At 38.0% G+C, this 18,620-nt stretch carries 15 protein-coding genes; 12 read left to right on the top strand and 3 right to left on the bottom strand.

Annotated elements, in window-relative coordinates; all coding sequences use genetic code 11:
* Positions 1–156: 156 nt before the first annotated feature.
* From KO505_RS03820 to KO505_RS03785, 8 genes are all read left to right on the top strand, one after another.
* A complete protein-coding gene (locus KO505_RS03820; protein WP_216054121.1) occupies positions 157–1,800 on the top strand; it encodes a DUF1566 domain-containing protein in 1,644 nt (547 codons plus the stop codon).
* Entirely contained in the window at positions 1,800–2,357 is a 558-nt protein-coding gene (locus KO505_RS03815; protein ID WP_216054120.1) for a DUF1566 domain-containing protein, read from the top strand. Before KO505_RS03820 ends, KO505_RS03815 begins: the two co-directional genes overlap by 1 nt.
* Positions 2,358–2,424: 67 nt before the next feature.
* On the top strand, positions 2,425–3,228 hold the full coding sequence (locus tag KO505_RS03810; protein ID WP_216054119.1) for a DUF2884 family protein: 804 nt from the start codon (positions 2,425–2,427) through the stop codon (positions 3,226–3,228).
* A gap of 146 nt (positions 3,229–3,374) precedes the next feature.
* Complete coding sequence (locus KO505_RS03805) at positions 3,375–4,163, top strand: phosphatase PAP2 family protein (protein ID WP_216054118.1); 789 nt, start codon at positions 3,375–3,377, stop codon at positions 4,161–4,163.
* Between the two features lie 36 nt (positions 4,164–4,199).
* A complete protein-coding gene (locus KO505_RS03800) occupies positions 4,200–6,110 on the top strand; it encodes a sulfatase-like hydrolase/transferase (protein ID WP_216054117.1) in 1,911 nt (636 codons plus the stop codon).
* A gap of 180 nt (positions 6,111–6,290) precedes the next feature.
* Entirely contained in the window at positions 6,291–7,784 is a 1,494-nt protein-coding gene (locus tag KO505_RS03795) for a peptide MFS transporter (RefSeq protein WP_216054116.1), read from the top strand.
* A gap of 79 nt (positions 7,785–7,863) precedes the next feature.
* Complete coding sequence (locus tag KO505_RS03790; protein WP_216054115.1) at positions 7,864–9,288, top strand: peptide MFS transporter; 1,425 nt, start codon at positions 7,864–7,866, stop codon at positions 9,286–9,288.
* Between the two features lie 15 nt (positions 9,289–9,303).
* On the top strand, positions 9,304–9,600 hold the full coding sequence (locus KO505_RS03785) for a DUF6170 family protein (protein WP_216054114.1): 297 nt from the start codon (positions 9,304–9,306) through the stop codon (positions 9,598–9,600).
* An 80-nt stretch (positions 9,601–9,680) separates the two neighbouring features.
* Here the strand turns inward: KO505_RS03785 and KO505_RS03780 are convergent, their stop codons facing one another.
* Together KO505_RS03780 and KO505_RS03775 are read right to left on the bottom strand one after the other, a co-directional pair.
* Positions 9,681–10,247 (bottom strand): YceI family protein, encoded by a 567-nt coding sequence (locus tag KO505_RS03780; protein ID WP_216054113.1) that lies wholly within the window; start codon positions 10,245–10,247, stop codon positions 9,681–9,683.
* Positions 10,248–10,285: 38 nt separating this feature from the next.
* Complete coding sequence (locus tag KO505_RS03775; protein WP_216054112.1) at positions 10,286–10,828, bottom strand: cytochrome b; 543 nt, start codon at positions 10,826–10,828, stop codon at positions 10,286–10,288.
* Between the two features lie 605 nt (positions 10,829–11,433).
* Here KO505_RS03775 and KO505_RS03770 point away from each other — a divergent pair.
* The 4 genes from KO505_RS03770 (at position 11,434) to KO505_RS03750 (ending at position 17,183) form a co-directional block, all read left to right on the top strand.
* Entirely contained in the window at positions 11,434–12,429 is a 996-nt protein-coding gene (locus tag KO505_RS03770) for a DUF1852 domain-containing protein (protein ID WP_216054111.1), read from the top strand.
* Positions 12,430–12,457: 28 nt separating this feature from the next.
* Positions 12,458–13,498, top strand: coding sequence for a methionine synthase (locus KO505_RS03765; protein ID WP_216054110.1), 1,041 nt, complete (start codon positions 12,458–12,460; stop codon positions 13,496–13,498).
* A 109-nt stretch (positions 13,499–13,607) separates the two neighbouring features.
* Positions 13,608–14,492, top strand: a complete 885-nt coding sequence (locus tag KO505_RS03760; RefSeq protein ID WP_216054109.1) for a LysR family transcriptional regulator — start codon at positions 13,608–13,610, stop codon at positions 14,490–14,492.
* A gap of 690 nt (positions 14,493–15,182) precedes the next feature.
* On the top strand, positions 15,183–17,183 hold the full coding sequence (locus KO505_RS03750) for a serine hydrolase (protein ID WP_216054108.1): 2,001 nt from the start codon (positions 15,183–15,185) through the stop codon (positions 17,181–17,183).
* Positions 17,184–17,420: 237 nt separating this feature from the next.
* On the opposite strand, the gene KO505_RS03745 is transcribed toward KO505_RS03750, so the two are convergent.
* Positions 17,421–18,599, bottom strand: a complete 1,179-nt coding sequence (locus KO505_RS03745; protein WP_216054107.1) for an MFS transporter — start codon at positions 18,597–18,599, stop codon at positions 17,421–17,423.
* Positions 18,600–18,620: the final 21 nt, after the last annotated feature.

Here is an 18,620-nt window from a genome sequence, read left to right as displayed (position 1 = left end):
ACTTTGCTGGTTTTTTTATGAGTTGGATTTAACCATTTGCAAATGGCGTAAACTTTGCATTTATCAACAGCAAGTAACAAAACGCTTTAATTCACTCACCTTTCGATTTTGTTTGAGGTTTATGCCAACATTTAATTTTATAGTAAGTATCTGCAAATGAATAAGCTAACTGTTTGTATTTATTTAATTATCTTAACTATGGTCAGCGCTTGTAATGATAATACAGGCGGGTCTAATACTGCGGCAAATATTGCCAGTGTAAATGCGGGGGCGGATAAAGTTGTATTAGAAGGCTTGCCTATAACACTTGATGCAACTGTATATCCAGAAGGGGGTAACTTAGTTTGGGTACAAACCGCAGGACCATTTAATGAGGGATTCCCAACCGAAGGTGAGTTAACCGTTGATATAGTGGCGCCATCGGTTGCATTAGATACCGAATTAGTTTTTAGAGCTGAATATACTTCCTTAGACGGACAGGTCGTTTATGACGAAGTAAAAGTACAAGTGACCAATGTAGATTACCCGCCTGTTGCCATCATTAAAGTAAATGACACGATTACGCAGCCTTTTAATACTTACGAAGAGATCACCATTTCTGGTAGTGACAGTTACGATTTAGATGGGGAAGTTCGTAAGTACCTCTGGACTCAGATTGATAACAATAACCCGTTAACATTTATTAGTGACTCCACTTCAAGTGAATTGATCATTGTTGCGCCATTTGTTGTAAATATTACAAATTACACTTTACAGCTTACGGTAACAGACAACATGGGTATTACTGGCGTTAATACGATTGATATTCAAATAGCCGCTTCAAATAGTGTGATTGCGGCTAATGCAGGCTTGGATCAAACGGTTGATGAATTTACTCGTGTTGATATTGATGCTTCTTCAAGTGTTTCATCCGTATCAGAAGTAAGTTGCCTTTGGCAGCAAGTTTACCCAACCACAACCTCGGTGGTATTTGACGATGCAGAACAATGTATTACCTCGTTTGTGGCACCTGATGTGGATGCTCAAGCCGAATACATTTTTGCCGTAAACGTGACCGACACCGCTGATAATGTAGCGTCCGATCAAATGGTGGTCACTATCAACCCTATTAACTTAGGCACTTTGCATGACACAGGGATTACTAGTTGTTTTAGTGATAGTAAAGAAATTGCATGTAATGACCCAGATTATCCTAATCAAGATGCTGATACTGGCCGTGACGAAATTAGTACATTATTAGATAAAAGTGGGGATGGTCCTCGTTCATTTGATTTTACTAAGTTGGATGAAAATGGGGATGACCTACCTAACGATAGAACTGAGTTTAGTTGTGTAAGGGATAACTTTACTGGCCTTATTTGGGAAGTGAAACAACCTCGTTCAATACCTGAGTTCCAAAATTTAAGAGGTGTCGACAATTATTACAGTATGGATTCTAGCTTAGAAGGTTTAACGTCTTGTCCTTCTGAAAGTAATTGCGGTCAAGCTGAGTTTATCGATAATGTTAATGAAAGCGGTTATTGTGGTGGTGCTAACTGGCGTTTACCTACTTACCTAGAATTATTGAATATCTTGGATTATAACGACGTAGATAAATCAAATTTATTGGTATCTGAATTTTTCCGCTATACCCCAAACTCTAATAATGGAAACTCTGAACATCAATTTTATTGGGTGTCTGATACGAGTGCCACTGGCGGAGGCGGTTTCTTAAATTGGGTGTTGGATTTATCTACAGGAGATGATTCAACAATATTAATGAATAAAACGGCCTATGTGATCTTAGTGAGAACGCCATAATGAAACCTGTAAATAATAAAGCAAAGGCATTAGCAGCCATTATTTCGTCATTCTTAATGACGTGTTCAACCTTTGCGTTTGCCGCACAAGAGTGCAATGGCACTACAGTAACAACCGACGAAAGTAGTTTTGAAATATCAGAGTCAGAACCTGGTTTTGTCATTCATTCCAGCACAGGATTGGCATGGGCTCGGTGTGTTGTGGGTCAGCAGTGGAACGATGACGACGGCACCTGTGATGGCTTAGCCGTCCGATTAACATGGCAAGATGCGCTTAAATTATCAAATACCTATGAGCTAGAACAAAGAACGGACTGGCGTCTACCTAATATAAAAGAGTTGGCATCAATCGTTGAACGAAATTGTGTTACGCCTGCGGTGAATGCCACAATATTTCCAAATACACCTTCTGGAGAGTTTTGGTCATCGTCACCTAAAATGACCGGGGATAGTGGACGTAAAGTCTGGGCTGTTTTATTTTCTACAGGCGGTCTTGATAGTTATAATACGGACCAAGATTTCTACGTACGTATGGTTAGATACGCTGAACAGCATTGATCAAGGAACACTTTCCCTGCAAACTAAAAGGGAATAATATTCATTCTTTGTTATTGGAATTGCTATCTTGGGTTTTAATCTTTCATCTTTCTATTTAAGTATTTTCATACTAGCCACTTTTTCATTTCCAGCACTTAGTAAGCCTGGAGAATGTCCAATTCAACTGAAGATGGGATTGTTGATCTCACCTGATCATATTCGTGTTTTAGAAAAAGGACGTACTCAATTTCAAATAAATAATGACGAACAGTTGTTTATAAGAGGTGATCAAATATCCCTAACGGCAGAACAAAAGTCATTAGTTAAAGAATTTAGTTTAGGTTTAAGAAAAGAACTTCCTGAGATTGTATCCATAGCGATGGACAGCATGGAATTAGGTTTTAGTGCGTTAAATAAAATAATTAAAGGCTTTGCTGGGACCGACGCAGCACAAGGGATTGAAGAACATATATCGGTATTACAAGGCCGTTTATTAGGCCGTTTTGCGCGCAGCGGTGATAATTTTTATTTGGCCCCGCAAGGTTTAAATGGCCTGACTGATTTTTTTGAAGAAGAATTGTCGAATCAAGTAAAGAGTGTGGTCACCAACTCCCTTCACATCATGTTAGGTGCGATGGATGAAGCCTTTAAACAAAGCGAAAGTGATATTGAAGGTAAACGAGTCGACCTAGGTGAACGAGTTGATATGATCAGCTCAGAAGTAGAACGTTCATTAAAATTTAATGCGGATAGATTAGAAGAGAAAGCGGCTGCATTTTGCCAACGCTTTGAAACCTTAGATGCGATAGAAGCAAGATTACAGAAACAATTACCGCGCCTTAGAGATTATGACATTTTGAGTAATGAAACAAATTTAGACGATGATGATTAATTGAAGGCAATTTAAATCGCTTCAAAAATTATGCTTTTATACACAAGCTAAATATCACTATTTGCTAAAAACTGCGTTTATCTTGTGTTAATCTCCCCCGAAATACACTTTCAACAAAATTAACTTTATTTAGATGATAGGACGTCATGCAAAATTTATATAAATATTTAATTGCTGCAACCATTCTACAATTCACTGCTTTCAAAACTATCGCGCAAGAACGATTTGAATTAAACAGCGACCTTATATGGTCTGAGATCCTTAATGATTACGAAACGTTTTATCAACGAGACCGTTTGTTAAGGGTTGCCGGTGTGTTTTCACTAGGTGCTGTTGTTGCTAATTCACGACTAGATCCAAAAATTCAAACTTGGCATCAAGATAATATTAAATCGAGTTTTTCAGACAATATTTCCAGCGTTGCCAAGTTATTTGGTGAAAAAACATTAATGGTACCAATCTCATTAGCCGCAACTGCAATGCAGTTGTCTTCTACAAAGAATGCTTTTGGTCATTGGGGACAACTAACGTTTAGGTCTTACCTAGTCGGAGCTCCAGCGGTTGGTACGTTACAGTTATTAACTGGTGGATCAAGGCCGCGAGACCATTACCAAGATGCACATTGGCGTCCTTTTAATGATGATAATGGGGTAAGTGGTCATGCATTTATGGGCGCGGTTCCATTTTTGGTTTTATCTAAGATGGAACACTTAAGTCCAATGCAACAAAATCTAGCTTTATTTGCTTCTGGCCTTTCAGCTTGGTCACGAGTTAACGATGATGCGCATTATTTCTCGCAAGCTTTATTAGGTTGGTTTATGGCTTGGGAAGCGGTAGATGCCGTCAACTCTAATGGCTTAAATGGCAACTGGATGCAAGTAAGTCCATATACTTTTGGCGATGGAATTGGCGTTTCTGTTGCTGTTAATTGGTAACTCAAAATATTTAGTTAGAAAGAATTTAGGTCAAACATGGCAAACGAAATTAACGCAACTATAACCAATGCATTAGGATGGCTTAAAAGGGCATTTTCAGTTCGAGACAATAGCACTAAGCTGTTCCAGTTTGTGCTTTATAGTTTCGTTTTTACCTACCTGTTGTTATTGGCGTTCATATTTAATGCAGACGTTAAATTAACCACGTTAGGGGCCGTGTATGCGCTAACGATTCCTATTTATTATTACTTCATTTTAATGCTGTTGACGTTCGTGTTGATGCCTGTTTTATGGGGGCGGAAACTACTTTGGTTAATCTTAATACCTAAATTTTTGCTCGACATGATGTTGGTGGCTGATTACTTCATTTTTGATATATATCGCTTTCATATCGATATGTTATTCATTAATATGTTGTTGCATGACTTTAAAGGAATAGGCATATCCATTTGGTTAGTTTTATTATCTTTAGTTGTTTATTCCGTAATATTTTTAATTAACTTTGTTATTTATAAAAAAGTAAATAACTTACCTAAGCTAAAACTAAAATGGGTTAATACAGCTGTTTTTGTCATTTTCTTAATTGGACAAACAATTCATATTGTTGGATATGATTATAAAAATGCCAATATCACTCGATTTACACCTTATCTTCCATATTATGCGCCATTAACGTCAAACAAATTAATGACCAAGTTAAAAGCGAATTACCCTAATATTTTCCCCGAGCAGACTAATAACCAGAGTGATCAAATCGATTCAATCTTAGCCGGAAAGTCAAAAAGTGGATTGTTACAATATCCAGCTCACCCATTAACGTGTAAAGCAGAAACATCAGAACGGGATAATCACAAACCTAATATATTAATTTTTGTGATGGAAAGTTGGCGTCAGGATGTGATGGATAACAAAGTTACGCCGAATATCTTTGAATTTTCTCAACAAGCAACCCAATTTGATAATCATTACAGTGGTGGCAGTGTAACGGTAAATGGATTATTCAGCTTATTGTATGGATTACATCCAACATATAGAGACTATATGACGTCATCCCCATATCAACATCAGAGTTTGTTGACTAAAACCCTAGAGCAGCAAGGTTATGATATTGATGTTTATACTTCTTCAAACTTGGATAGGTTTTCACTAAAAGCGATGTTTTTTGGCAAGATAAATGATGAAAATTACGTCAACCCGTTAAAAGACAAAGTATATATTAATGATAAACTAGCTGTGGATGCATTAGTTAAAGACTTACAAACACCATCGGACAAACCTTGGTTTAAATTTGTGTTTTTAAGTGCTAGCCATCATAACTATCAATACCCAGAAGAACACAACTTATTCCAACCGGTAGAAACTAATCCAGAAGCCTTTCTATTTGATAAACATATGGATGGCAAGCCACTATTTAATGATTATAAAAACTCAGTTAACTATGTTGATAGTTTGTTTGGGGAGCTTTGGTCTGTGTTAAATGCCACCGATGTTGCACACAATACGTTAACGATTGTAACGTCAGATCACGGTGAAGAGTTTAACGATGACAATAACGGTTATTGGGGCCACGGCAGTAACTTTGCTAAATACCAAACTGCAGTGCCTCTAATCATAAAACAGCCAAATCAAGATGTAGCCACTTCCGTTAACCAATTAACTGGCCATATTGATGTTGTGCCTACCATATTACAACAGGCAATACATTGCGCTAATCCAAGCAGTGACTATAGCTCGGGCTTTAATTTATTTGAATTACCTGAACAGCGCGCGGGGTTAATTATTAGTAGTTATAAAGATAAAGCGTATTTAATTGATGGGCAGGTTTATGCAACAGGGTTAAATATAGAAAGTTACTCTGTTGAAGATATAAACCAAGAGAATGAAGCCTTTAATTACCAAAAATTAAATCAATTAAAAGAACAAGAATCGACATTATTAAATCATTAATCCATAAGCAATTTGCGCTTAGTGGGTAAAAGCTTACAAATTATAACCAGTTGAACCTACTATTAGACTCACTGCTCTTGCATCATCAGCATGATGACGGTATAAACAGTGGGTTTGATATACACGAAACGACTCATAGAAGACGTTTAAAAATAATAACTATAATCGTAAGGGACACTTATGAATAAACCAGAATATACTGGAACATGGTTTGGACAACCAGGCGGATTGCTAACATTGTTCACAACCGAAATGTGGGAACGAATGAGTTACTACGGCATGCGAATGATGTTAGTACTATTTATGACTGCATCATTACAAGAAGGTGGCCTTGGTATCACGGTTGCCTCTGCTGCTGCAATATATGGCCTATATACTGGTGCTGTATACTTTATGGGATTACCAGGTGGTTGGATTGCTGACCGTTTAATTGGTGGCCAAAGTGCTATTTGGTATGGTGGTATTATTATCATGTGTGGCCATATTATATTGGCGATACCACATGATGCATCTTTCTTTATTGGATTAATCTTTGTTGTACTTGGTACTGGTTTATTAAAACCTAATATGAGTTCTTTAGTTGGCCAATTATATGCTGACAATGATGATCGTCGTGATGCCGGTTTTGCTATTTATTACATGGGTATCAACATAGGTTCACTCATTGGTTACACTGTATGTGGCTACTTGATGGAAAGTGACAGTTATGGTTGGCACTGGGCATTTGGTGCTGCTGCAGTAGGTATGGCAATAGGCCTAGTGATCTATAAAAAGACAACACCTCGCTTAAATGGTGTAGGTGCTGAACCGACACACCCTATGTCAAGCAATGGCCAAAAAATCAGTTGGATGGTTATCGTTGCTGGTTTGGTTGCATTAGCCGCTGTGACGGCAATGACCTTTGCCGGTACTATTGTTATTGACCCAGTATCACTAGCTGAGTCTACCGCTGTCGTTTTTACTCTTGTATTTATTGCTTATTTTGGTGGTATTTACTTCTTAGGCAACTTAAATGAAAATGAAAAGAAAGGAATGGGCGCACTACTATTAGTATGTATTGCTTCTACTTGTTTTTTCTCTGGCTTTGAACAAGCTGGTTCTTCGTTAAACTTATTTGCTCGTGATTATACGGATCGAATGATTGGTTCTTTCGAAATCCCGACAGGTTGGTTTCAGTCATTAAATTCAATCTTCATTATTGCATTATCTCCGTTTTTTGCCGCATTATGGGTTAACTTAGCGAAAAAGATGATCAGCCCATCGTACAGTGTTAAAACAGCACTTGGCCTAATTATTATGGCAACTGGCTTTATCGTAATGTTCTTTGCTGCGCAATACGCTGCATCTGGATTGAAAGTAGCGCCTTACTGGTTGGTTGCAACTTACTTCTTACACACTGTCGGTGAGTTATGTTTGAGCCCGGTTGCGTTAAGTGCGGTAAGTAAATTATCACCTAAGCGTTTCTCAGGTCAGTTAATGGGTGTGTTTGTATTAACTTACTCAATGGGAAGTATCATTTCAGGATTATTAGCGGGTAACTTTGACCCTAATAATGTTGAACAAATTCCAGCACTTTATATTCAAATAAGTTTATTCAGTATTGGTATTGGTATAGTGTTAGTTTTATTAAGCTTTAAAACTAAATCATGGGAAAAAGCAGCAGAAGTGAAATAACCTCCTGTCTGTTCATAAAAAGCCCTTTAATTAGGGCTTTTTTGTATATGTCTAAAATAATAATAAATACGGCTAATTAATGACTCAACAAACTGAAATATTAGGCTATTCCAAAGGACTGTTTTTATTGGCGAACACGGATATGTGGGAACGCTTTAGTTATTATGGAATGCGGGCTTTATTAGTTCTGTATTTAGTCGCAGCCACTTCAAATAATGGGTTAGCTTGGTCAACCGTGGACGCGCTTAGCTTGTATGGCACGTTCACCATGTTAATTTACATCATGCCGCTATTTGGTACTTGGATAGCGGATCATGTATTAGGACAACGAAAAGCCATTATTTATGGCGGGTTTTTATTAACTTTTGGCTACTTTACATTAGCTGTCCCCTCAGAGTTTATTCAAGGTCTTGAACATCAATTTTTATATCTAGGTTTGTTATTAATTCTCCTAGGTAATATGTTATTTAAAGCCAATATGTCTGGCTTAGTATCAGGTTTATTTAAAGAAGATGATGATCGCCGTCATGGTGGTTTCACTATTTTTTACATGGGTATTAATTTCGGTGCTTTTATTTCACCATTAATTATTGGGTCAGTTGGTGAAACGATAAACTGGCATTATGGATTTGCTATCGCTGGTGTTGGCATGTTGATAGGTCTTACTATGCAAATTGTTTATGGCAAATTGTATTTAGGAGAGCTAGGTTTAGCACCAGCTGCGAAAGTTGCGCTAAAGAAACAACAACCCATCCAAACCGCACCATTAACTAAAGATGAAAAAGACCGTACTAAAGTGATTATCTTAATGAGTGTCTTCTCAATAATATTTTGGGTGGGTTTTGCGCAAGCTGGTGGGTTATTTACTATTTATGCTTCTGAGTTTACCGATAGAAACTTGATTGGATTTGAAGTGCCTGCCACTTGGTTTCAAGCATTAAATGGTTTGTTTATTATTTTACTCGCGCCTGTTATTGCATCTTTTTGGGTGAAGTTAGGTGACAAAGAACCTGAGGCTCCCATTAAGTTTTCTATTGCTATGGTGTTGTTATCTATTGGTTTTTTAGTCATGGTTTGGGCTACTTACAATCAAGGTGGCGACGAATCAGTTAAAGTGAGTATGTTATTTCTAATATTTGCCTTCTTATTCCACACTTTAGCTGAATTATGTTTATCACCTATTGGTTTGTCTATGATTGGTAAACTAGCGCCTGTGAAGTTAACATCATTGTTAATCGCCGTTTGGTTGTTTTGTACTGCATTGGCAAATAAATTGGCTGGGTTTATTGGTTCGTTAGTGGGGGACTCAGAACAACAAGTTGAAAACGCATTCACAATCTTTTCATCAATCGCTATTGCCGGGTTAGTGACCGCATTAATCGTATTTTTGCTGTCAAATAAATTAATCAATTGGATGCACGGCGCTCAAGGTAAACATTGCGATGACGAAGAGCAAAAACTAGAAGAAGAAGTCGCCGTGGTTGCGACGCACGAAGGTATGTAACTGTGGGTAATATGAATGTTTTTTGATACGCGTAAGATAACTGAATTTGCTGGGTTAAATTATTCTCAACGTATGTTGGCATTAGAAATAGCGAAAGGTAAGTTAACATTACCTAAAAAAGCGGTATTGCATACCATAAAATTGTTGCTAATTGCTCCTGTATTTTTTTTGATAGCCGGTGTGCAAAGTTGGTCTGTAATGCCATGGCTAATATTATTATTCCTGCTATATCCAATTGTAACCAAACCACTTACGATATACTTTGTAAGAGGGTATTTAGCTGAGTCTGTTGAGCAGGTTAAACAAGGTTAACGGCTAATTTAAGTAATATATTTAAGCAATAAAAAAGGCACTATCGTTAAATAGTGCCTTTTGCTTATTGAGCTACGGTATTACTGTTTAATACCTTCAATTAATAGCTCCAATTGAATTTTACCAGCCCATGACGCTTTAAAGTCATAATCAGCAACATCAATGGTCGTTGTTCCAGCAAAACCAGCACGGTATCCACCCCACGGATCTTTTCCTTCACCAATTTTAGTTGCGTCAATTGTGATGTTTTTAGTAACGCCATGTAATGTAAAATCACCCTTAACTTCAATTTTCCCTTCGCCTTTATCAGTTACTTTTGTACTAACAAATTTAGCGGTTGGGAACTTATCCGTTGATAGGAAATCATCGCTACGTAAATGTTTATCACGTTCTGCATGGTTACTATCAATGCTAGTTGCGTCGATATTAACGGTGATTTGGGTGGCACCGACATTTTTAGCATCGTAACTGAATTTACCGTCAAAGGTATTAAAACGGCCAGTTAACCAGCTGTAACCCAAATGGCTGGCTTTAAAGTTGATAAACGCATGTGCGCCTTTTGTGTCTAATACATAATCGGCTGCAGTTGCAAATTGGCTTGCGGTTAATGCTAGAAGTCCAACTAACGTTAGTGTCATTTTTTTCATGTAATTTCTCTTTTATTAAAGTTAATAATGAATCGTTATTATTTAAATTTTGTCATACGTTTTAAAGTAGCATCTTTATCTACAAAATGATGTTTTAAAGCTGCTCCAATATGAAGTACAACCATTGCTATAATTGTATATGCTGCAATTTCGTGTATTTCCCCAGCAAGGTCCTCTTGATTTGGAAATAGCTCACCCATGGATGGTATAGTGACGATACTAAACAATTCAATCCCTCTACCATCAGCCGTTGAGATTAAATACCCACTGAACATGATAAGTAATAACAAGCCATAAAGGGCTAAATGAGCAACTTTGGCGAGTTTATGTTCCAATTTGTTATTTCCTAACTCTTTTGGAGACACGTTAATGAGTTTCCAGCATATCCTAAATAAAGTAATAAAGAACAAGGTTAAGCCAAATGCCTTATGATAATAAGGGGCTGTTTTATACCATTCACTGTAGTAGTTTAAATCCACCATCCAAAAACCGACGGCAAATAAACTGAATACCATTATTGCACTTAGCCAATGGACATAAGTACTCACTAAACCAAACTGTACGTCTGTATTTTTAAGCATAATGAATCGTCTCTGAGTAATCTAATGGTTATATAATACATTCTATTTAACCAAGTTAAATTTATATTTTTCATCAGTACCTTTCGAAAAAATAGAATGGTTTTGCGTTGTAAGAGTTTGGGGTGATAACCAATTGTATTATGGATTATTGTATAAGTTATTGTTTCATATGTTTATTTTTCTTCCATCTTGGTTTTTGTTAATTAATTGGCTTGTTTAGTAAAAACACAACTGTTTCATTAGTGAAAAGTTGGAAAGTATTTCTGTATTTGTATATGAAAATAAATATCTAATTTGTCCTATAAAAGTCAAACAAACCGTTAATGATCCTAGCTTAGGGTTTCACATCGTAGTAATCATTCTATCCTGTAAATTTATGAATAAAGATGACTTCTTAACGAGAACATTATGAATTTCATTCATGGATTGATGAAGTAATACCATTTTTTTTCATTTACCTAACCAAGTATAAAACATATTCAGCTCTTCACTCGCAGGCCTAGTTAGTAACAAATTAAAAATGATAGTAACGTTTTAAGAATGAAAGCTGAGAATCGAGTAGAAAAAAATCAGGGTTATTAGAATAAATTGGATATAGGACAATCATGGATACAAGTTTTACATTTGCCATTAAAAACACGCCTCTTGATGAAAATTATCAACCTTCAGACAATACGCGTATCACCACCAATTTCGCAAACTTGGCAAGAGGGGAGAACTGTAAACAGAATTTACGTAACGCCTTAAAGATGATGAACAATAGCTTCAATGCCTTAGCATATTGGGACAATCCTAACAGTGACCGTTACTCCGTTGAACTGGAAATTATCTCTGTTGATGTGGCTATTGATAATAGCGGTAAAGCATTTCCGTCAATAGAAGTATTAAAAACAAGCATTGTTGATCATAAAAATAACGAGCGCATTGAAGGCATTGTTGGCAACAACTTCTCTTCTTATGTACGTGATTATGATTTTAGTGTTTTGCTGTTAGAGCATAATAAAGGCAAAGCTACATTTAGTATCCCTGAGGGGTTTGGTGAGTTACACGGGAAACTGTTCCAGGATTTTGTGAGTTCAGATGCCTACAAACAACAGTTTAATAAACCGCCTGTTGTATGTTTAAGTGTGTCGGATAATAAAACCTATCATAGAACTGAAAACAAACACCCAGTGTTAGGTGCTGAATACAAACCAAATGAATCTTCGTTAACTGAGCAATATTTTAAAAAAATGGGTCTGCAGGTTCGATACTTTATGCCGCCAAATAGTGTTGCGCCTTTGGCATTTTATTTCTTTGGTGATTTGCTAAATGATTACTCTAGTCTTGAATTGATCAGCACTATTAGCACGATGGAAACCTTTCAAAAGATTTATCGACCTGAAATTTACAATGCCAATACGGTCGCTGGACAATGTTATCAGCCTAATTTAAACAACTTAGATCATTCATTAACGCATATTACTTATGACCGAGCAGAGCGAAGTAGGTTGGGTATTGAACAAGGAAAGTTTGCACAAGAGCATTTTATAAAACCACTTTATAAAGCAATGCCAAACGTGCACAAAAATAAGTCGAACATACAGATGAGCCACGCTTAAATATCTTCATGGAGTCTGAATTTATATTATGAAAACGATTAAAAAAATATTATTACCCACTTCAACGGCAGGAAGCTTGCCAAAACCCTCCTGGCTTGCAACGCCAGAAACTCTTTGGTCTGATTGGAAATTACATGGGCAAGAATTAATAGAAGGTAAACACGACGCGTTAAGAGTTGCCTTGCAAGAACAAGTTAACTCAGGCCTAGATATAGTGAGTGATGGTGAACAAACACGCCAACATTTTGTAACTACCTTTATAGAGTACTTAACGGGGGTCGATTTTGAAAATCGTAAGGTGGTTAAAATTCGAGACCGTTACGATGCAAGTGTACCAACTGTGGTTGGCCCTGTGAGTAGAGAAAAGTCGGTATTTGTTGAAGACGCTAAGTTCTTACGTCAGCAGACTAAACAACCTATTAAATGGGCGCTTCCTGGTCCCATGACCATGATAGATACACTTTATGATGACTACTATAAAAGCCGTGAAACCTTAGCTTGGGAATTTGCCAAAATACTAAATCAAGAAGCCAAAGAGTTAGAAGCCGCTGGCGTTGATATTATCCAGTTTGACGAACCTGCATTTAATGTGTTTTTTGATGATGTGAATGAGTGGGGCATTGCTAGTTTAGAAAGAGCAATTGAAGGACTTAAGTGTGAAACCGCCGTTCATATTTGTTATGGCTATGGCATTAAAGCCAATACCGATTGGAAAAAAACCTTGGGTAGTCAATGGCGACAATACGAACAAATATTGCCAAAACTTAAAAACTCAGATATCGATATTATTTCTCTAGAGTGTCACAACTCTCGGGTGCCCGTTGACTTACTGGAGCTTATTAGAGGCAAAAAAGTGATGGTCGGGGTTATTGATGTTGCAACCAATACCATAGAAACGCCAGAGGAAGTGGCTAATACTCTGCGTGAAGCGCTTAAATATGTTGATGCTGACAAACTTTACCCATGCACCAACTGCGGTATGGCACCATTATCTCGTGAAGTCGCACGTGGCAAGTTACAGGCGTTAAGTGCAGGTACAGCAATAGTCAGAAAAGAGTTAACCAATTAATCAGTTACTTCCTATTTTATGAAGATGTTTATTCCATGAATAAGGTTGATATAATTTTGTTAATCAATGAATATAACTCATGATTAAAGTAAGCAATTGGAGTTAACGTATGTTGGAAAGGATTCACTTAGAAATACTAACGGCAATAAAAACGCAGGGAACTTTAACAAAAGCAGCCGATTCGTTACATTTATCGCAATCTGCGTTAAGCCATAGTATTAAAAAACTAGAAGGTCAGCTTGGCACCAGTATCTGGATAAAAGATGGCCGAAATCTACGTCTAACACCGGCAGGTGAGCGTATTCAAACGCTTGCTAATAGAATACTGCCACAGTTTTCTCATACAGAGCTTTTATTAAAGCAAATTGCAAAAGGCGAAATGGGCTCTTTACGAATAGGCATGGAGTGCCACCCCTGTTATCAATGGTTACTTAGAGTGATACAACCTTATTTAGAACAGTGGCCTGATATTGATATGGACGTAAAACAAAAGTTTCAGTTTGGCGCTTTAGGGGCATTACTGAGTTATGAGATAGATGTGCTGATCACACCAGATCCCTTGTTTAAACCTAAAATTGATTACATTCCTGTTTTTGATTATGAGCATAAATTGGTGGTTTCTGCGTCTCACAAATTAGCCCAACAAGACTATGTATTGCCGGATCAACTCAGCGAAGAGGTGTTATTCACTTATCCTGTTGAACCACAACGGCTTGATATTTTTAGCCAATTTCTTACTCCAGCAAAGTGCTCAGTAAAAAAACACAAAATAATTGAAACCACAGAGATCATGTTACAAATGGTCGCCGCCGGCAGAGGCATTTGTGCGTTACCGGGGTGGCTGGTGGATGAGTATTCAAAAACAATGCCTATCAAAAGTATTCGTTTTGGCAAAAAGGGCATCAGTAAACAAATATTTGTTGGTATTAGAAAAGATGAACAGGATATCGAATACTTAAACGATTTTATAACCCAAGCTAAAAAGACAAAGTAACTAGGTTTTAATTTAGAATCGTATTTTTAATATAGAATCGAATTTTGAATACAGCATAGAGCTAGTTATTCTTATTTTTAAATTCTCACAAATCTTCAATAATACAAGCCCTTATTTGAGTGCCCCTAACAAATGGTCACCAATATAATGAATCATGTGTTTAGGCACATCTGCAATCCAGACTTAGGTTTTCCCAACTAATATTACCAAGTGATTTGCCCATTATTTTACGAACCGGAAAGGCGGTTACCGACAGCAAAGCGAGCTTGGGCTCCTTAAACCGTTTACTCAGTTCATTATGACGTTTACCGATAACTGTAATGGTTTATTCTTCTAGGTTTGCTTATCGACAAACAGGTCTATAACTGCCTAAGCTTATTGCCAATTATGTTGCCCATTTAATCATGAATAATTTAACTTAGTTCTGATCCCGATAGTTTGTTAAAAGTTAAACGCTTGTCTTAAAATCTGAGCCCCTCGCAGATGTTTGCAAATAAATGTAAAACTCAACATGCTCATTGAGTGATTGAATTACCTAATTTTAGGTGCGCTGCAGACCTCGTTTTTCATTCAATTTTAGATTGTTTGTTGATCAACTGATAAGCAAAAGATAGGATTTAAATAACAATCACTGAAAGCAGTAGTGTTGTGAAATAAACTTGGTCAAATCAAATGTTAAGGAAATCAACAATGAAATCAACATATACGCGACTGCTGCTACTCCTAGTTTTATGCTGTGTGATAAATGCATGCAGTAAACATCAACAAACTACTCACATTGAAAACACTGCAGCGGCAGTCGTTAATGTGGTAGCCCAATATCAAGAACCTGAAGGCTGGATTAAATCGGTACAAGGCAGCCAAACCATTTTTATTGCTCCAGAGAAGGATTTGTCGCTTGTAGTGGTAGCAGTAATGGAGGCAACTGACGCGGAAGGGGCGGCCTTAAAAGCGTGGAAAACGTATAATCCTGAATTTTCACGCGAGGTTAGAGTTAATTCACCAGAAGTAAAAAAAGGCGGTTGGGACGCAATAAGGACCATTGAATACCAAACATCAATAAGCGAAGAAATGCTCGCTTATGCTGGCGTTTATAAACTAGGAGAACAATGGCAAGTACTGTTGATTGATGGTAACTATGCGACTTATGCTAAACGCGCTGCAGCAGTCAGAGCCATGTCACAGAGTTTTGAAATTGCCGGTTATAAGCCTGAAGATTTAACAAAGCGTACAGCCCAAAAACTCAGTCCTGACAAAATCGCCGCGCTGCTATCATTTGTCGAAGAATCAGCCAAAGCACTTAATATCCCAGGGGTGGGTGTGGCAGTTATTGAAGATGGCAAAGTGTTGTATGAAGGTGGGGTGGGCATCAAAAATATTGCGACTCAACAACCTGTAACTAAAGACACTGCGTTTATGGTTGCCTCTAATACTAAAGGCATGACTACCCTGTTATTGGCTAAGCTCGTCGAGATGGGAAAATTAAATTGGGATGATCAGGTCATCAACTATTATCCAGATTTTAAATTAGGCGATGAGAAAACTACCCAAAGCGTATTAATCAAACATTTGGTGTGTGCTTGCACCGGTCTGCCACGCAAAGATTTAGATTGGATATTTAATAGCGGCCCAAACGTGGCCGCTTCAGTGACGTTTACTGATTTAGCTAATACGACACCTACCAGTAGTTTTGGGGAACTTTTCCAATACAATAACCAGATGGCTGCCGCTGCGGGTTATGTGGCTGCGCACATTTTATACCCTGAGATGGAAATTGGTGCAGCTTACGATAAAGCGATGCAGCAATACATATTCGACCCTTTGCAAATGAAACACACTACCTTTTCTTTTGCTCAGGCGTTAGCAAATGATGCCGCTTCACCGCACGGTTTAGATCTCGTAGGCAATACCCAATTGATACCCCAAACGACAACTACTGGTTTTAATCATACGGTCACTCCTTATCGCCCTGCAGGGGCAGCATGGTCGACCCCCAGTGACATGATAAAATATGTACAAAACGAACTCTCTGAAGGTGTTGCTCCTAATGGAAAGCGATTATTTTCCGCCGAGTCGGTACTAAAACGTCGCGAATCCACAGTGGCTACCGGTGCGGACACCAGTTATGGCATGGGTTTATCAACTAAGAAAGTCGGCGGGATTGGTATTGTTGAACATGGCGGTAGCTTGGCTGGTTATCTGTCTAACTTCATCGCCATACCATCGGCTAAGGTCGGTGCAGTGATTTTAACCAACTCCGACGAAGGTTATGCCTTACTTAAGCCTTTTACACGCCGTATGATTGAATTGCTGTATGACGCAGAAACACAAGCTCAAAGCCAAGTGGAGGTCACTGTAGAAACTAATGCTTTAATCGCAGGTAAATTGCGTGAAGAAGTCACCTATCCACCCGATCCTAACGTTGTGACTAAACTAGCCAGCTTGTATAGCAGTCCAGAACTCGGCAGCTTGAAAGTTACGCAAATTGATGGGGAGGTTGTGCTGGATCCCGGCGTATGGAAAACGGCTATTGCCAGTAAAGTCAGTCCCGATGGCAGCGTGTCGTTAGTGACTATCGCACCGTTTTTTCTCGGACTTGAGCTGGTTGTAGGTGAATCTGCAGGTTTAAGTACACTCAGTCTTATTGATGCCCAACATACCTATACCTTTACTGAAGTAAAGGAACGCTAAATGGGGTAAAAAAATACTTATTAAGCTGTGTTACAGAAATTTATTAAGGACATAAGCCGACGATTCTACGCCAAGATAGAGCAAAGCACTTTAGGCCGTTGTTAGATAAAAGCCAAATAATACAAGCACCACAATTGGTTTTGTAACGCTATTTAACGTCTAAATCAGGCTTGATATTCTTCATCAAGCCAGGTTTAAAACGCGGTTTCTCTTAAAAGACGTTAGCGGGGAAAAGGATTAACTTTTACCTAAATTTGCCGCATTTCTATCAAGCATTCCACTGTAGCGAGTTAAAACAAGAGCAACTAAAACAACTATAGCGCCTACCCAAGGTGTATTCATCAAACCATGTTCAGCAACAATATAGCCACCTCCCCATGCGCCTATTGCAATACCTACATTAAAAGCGGCAATGTTTAATCCAGATGCGACATCTACTGCATCAGGTGTGTACTTTTCGGCTAGTTTAACGACATAAACCTGTAAACCGGGCACATTACCAAACGCAAATGCACCCCAAATCAAAATTGTAAACACTGCGGCAATCGAATGATAAGCGGTGTAGTTCAACATTAATAATATTCCAGCAAGACCTGCAAAAATGATTGTTAACGCTTTAATTGGTCCCAAACTATCCGCCATTTTACCACCCCATATGTTGCCAACAGCAACGGATACGCCATAAATTAAAAGTATTAGGGCGACAGAACTTGAATTAAAGCCACTCACTTCATTAAGGATTGGGGCTAAGTAAGTAAAGGCGATAAAAGTACCACCATAACCAACAGCCGTAATGGCATAAACTAATAACAATCTAGGATGTGTTAATACTTTTAACTGTGATGATATGTTAGCCGGTTTAGCTTGTTTTAAGTTATTAGGTATTAATATGGCACTGCCAATCATAGCTAATAAACCTAAAACAGATACAGTTAAGAAAGTTGCCTCCCAACCAAATATCTGGCCTATATAAGTGCCTAAAGGGACTCCAGTAACTAACGCTACCGTTAATCCTGTAAACATTATGGCAATTGCACTTGCTCCTTTTTCTTTAGGCACTAAACCTGTAGCTATGGTTGACCCTATTGAAAAGAAAACACCATGTGCCAATCCAGTTAGGATCCGAGCAGTTATCAGTGCCTCAAAGCTTGGTGCTTGCCAAGCAACTAAGTTTCCAATCACAAATAAACTCATAACCGATAGTAAGACATGCTTTCTATTCCATCGACTGGTGAGGGCTGTTAAAACTGGTGCTCCAATGGCTACGCCTAATGCATAAAGGCTAACCAGTAACCCAGCTGAAGGAATGGTTACATTAAGGTCTTGTGCTATTGTTGGAAGTAATCCAACGATCACGAATTCTGTTGTTCCTATGGCAAAGGCGCTAAGCGCTAATGCTATCAATGCTAGTGGCATCATGGTCTCCAAATTAATATT

This window comes from Psychrosphaera sp. F3M07, assembly GCF_018860345.1.
Taxonomy (GTDB): domain Bacteria; phylum Pseudomonadota; class Gammaproteobacteria; order Enterobacterales; family Alteromonadaceae; genus Psychrosphaera; species Psychrosphaera aquimarina.
The sequence above is the reverse complement of the archived record's forward strand: the minus strand, read 5'-3'. Positions and strand labels throughout refer to the sequence as shown.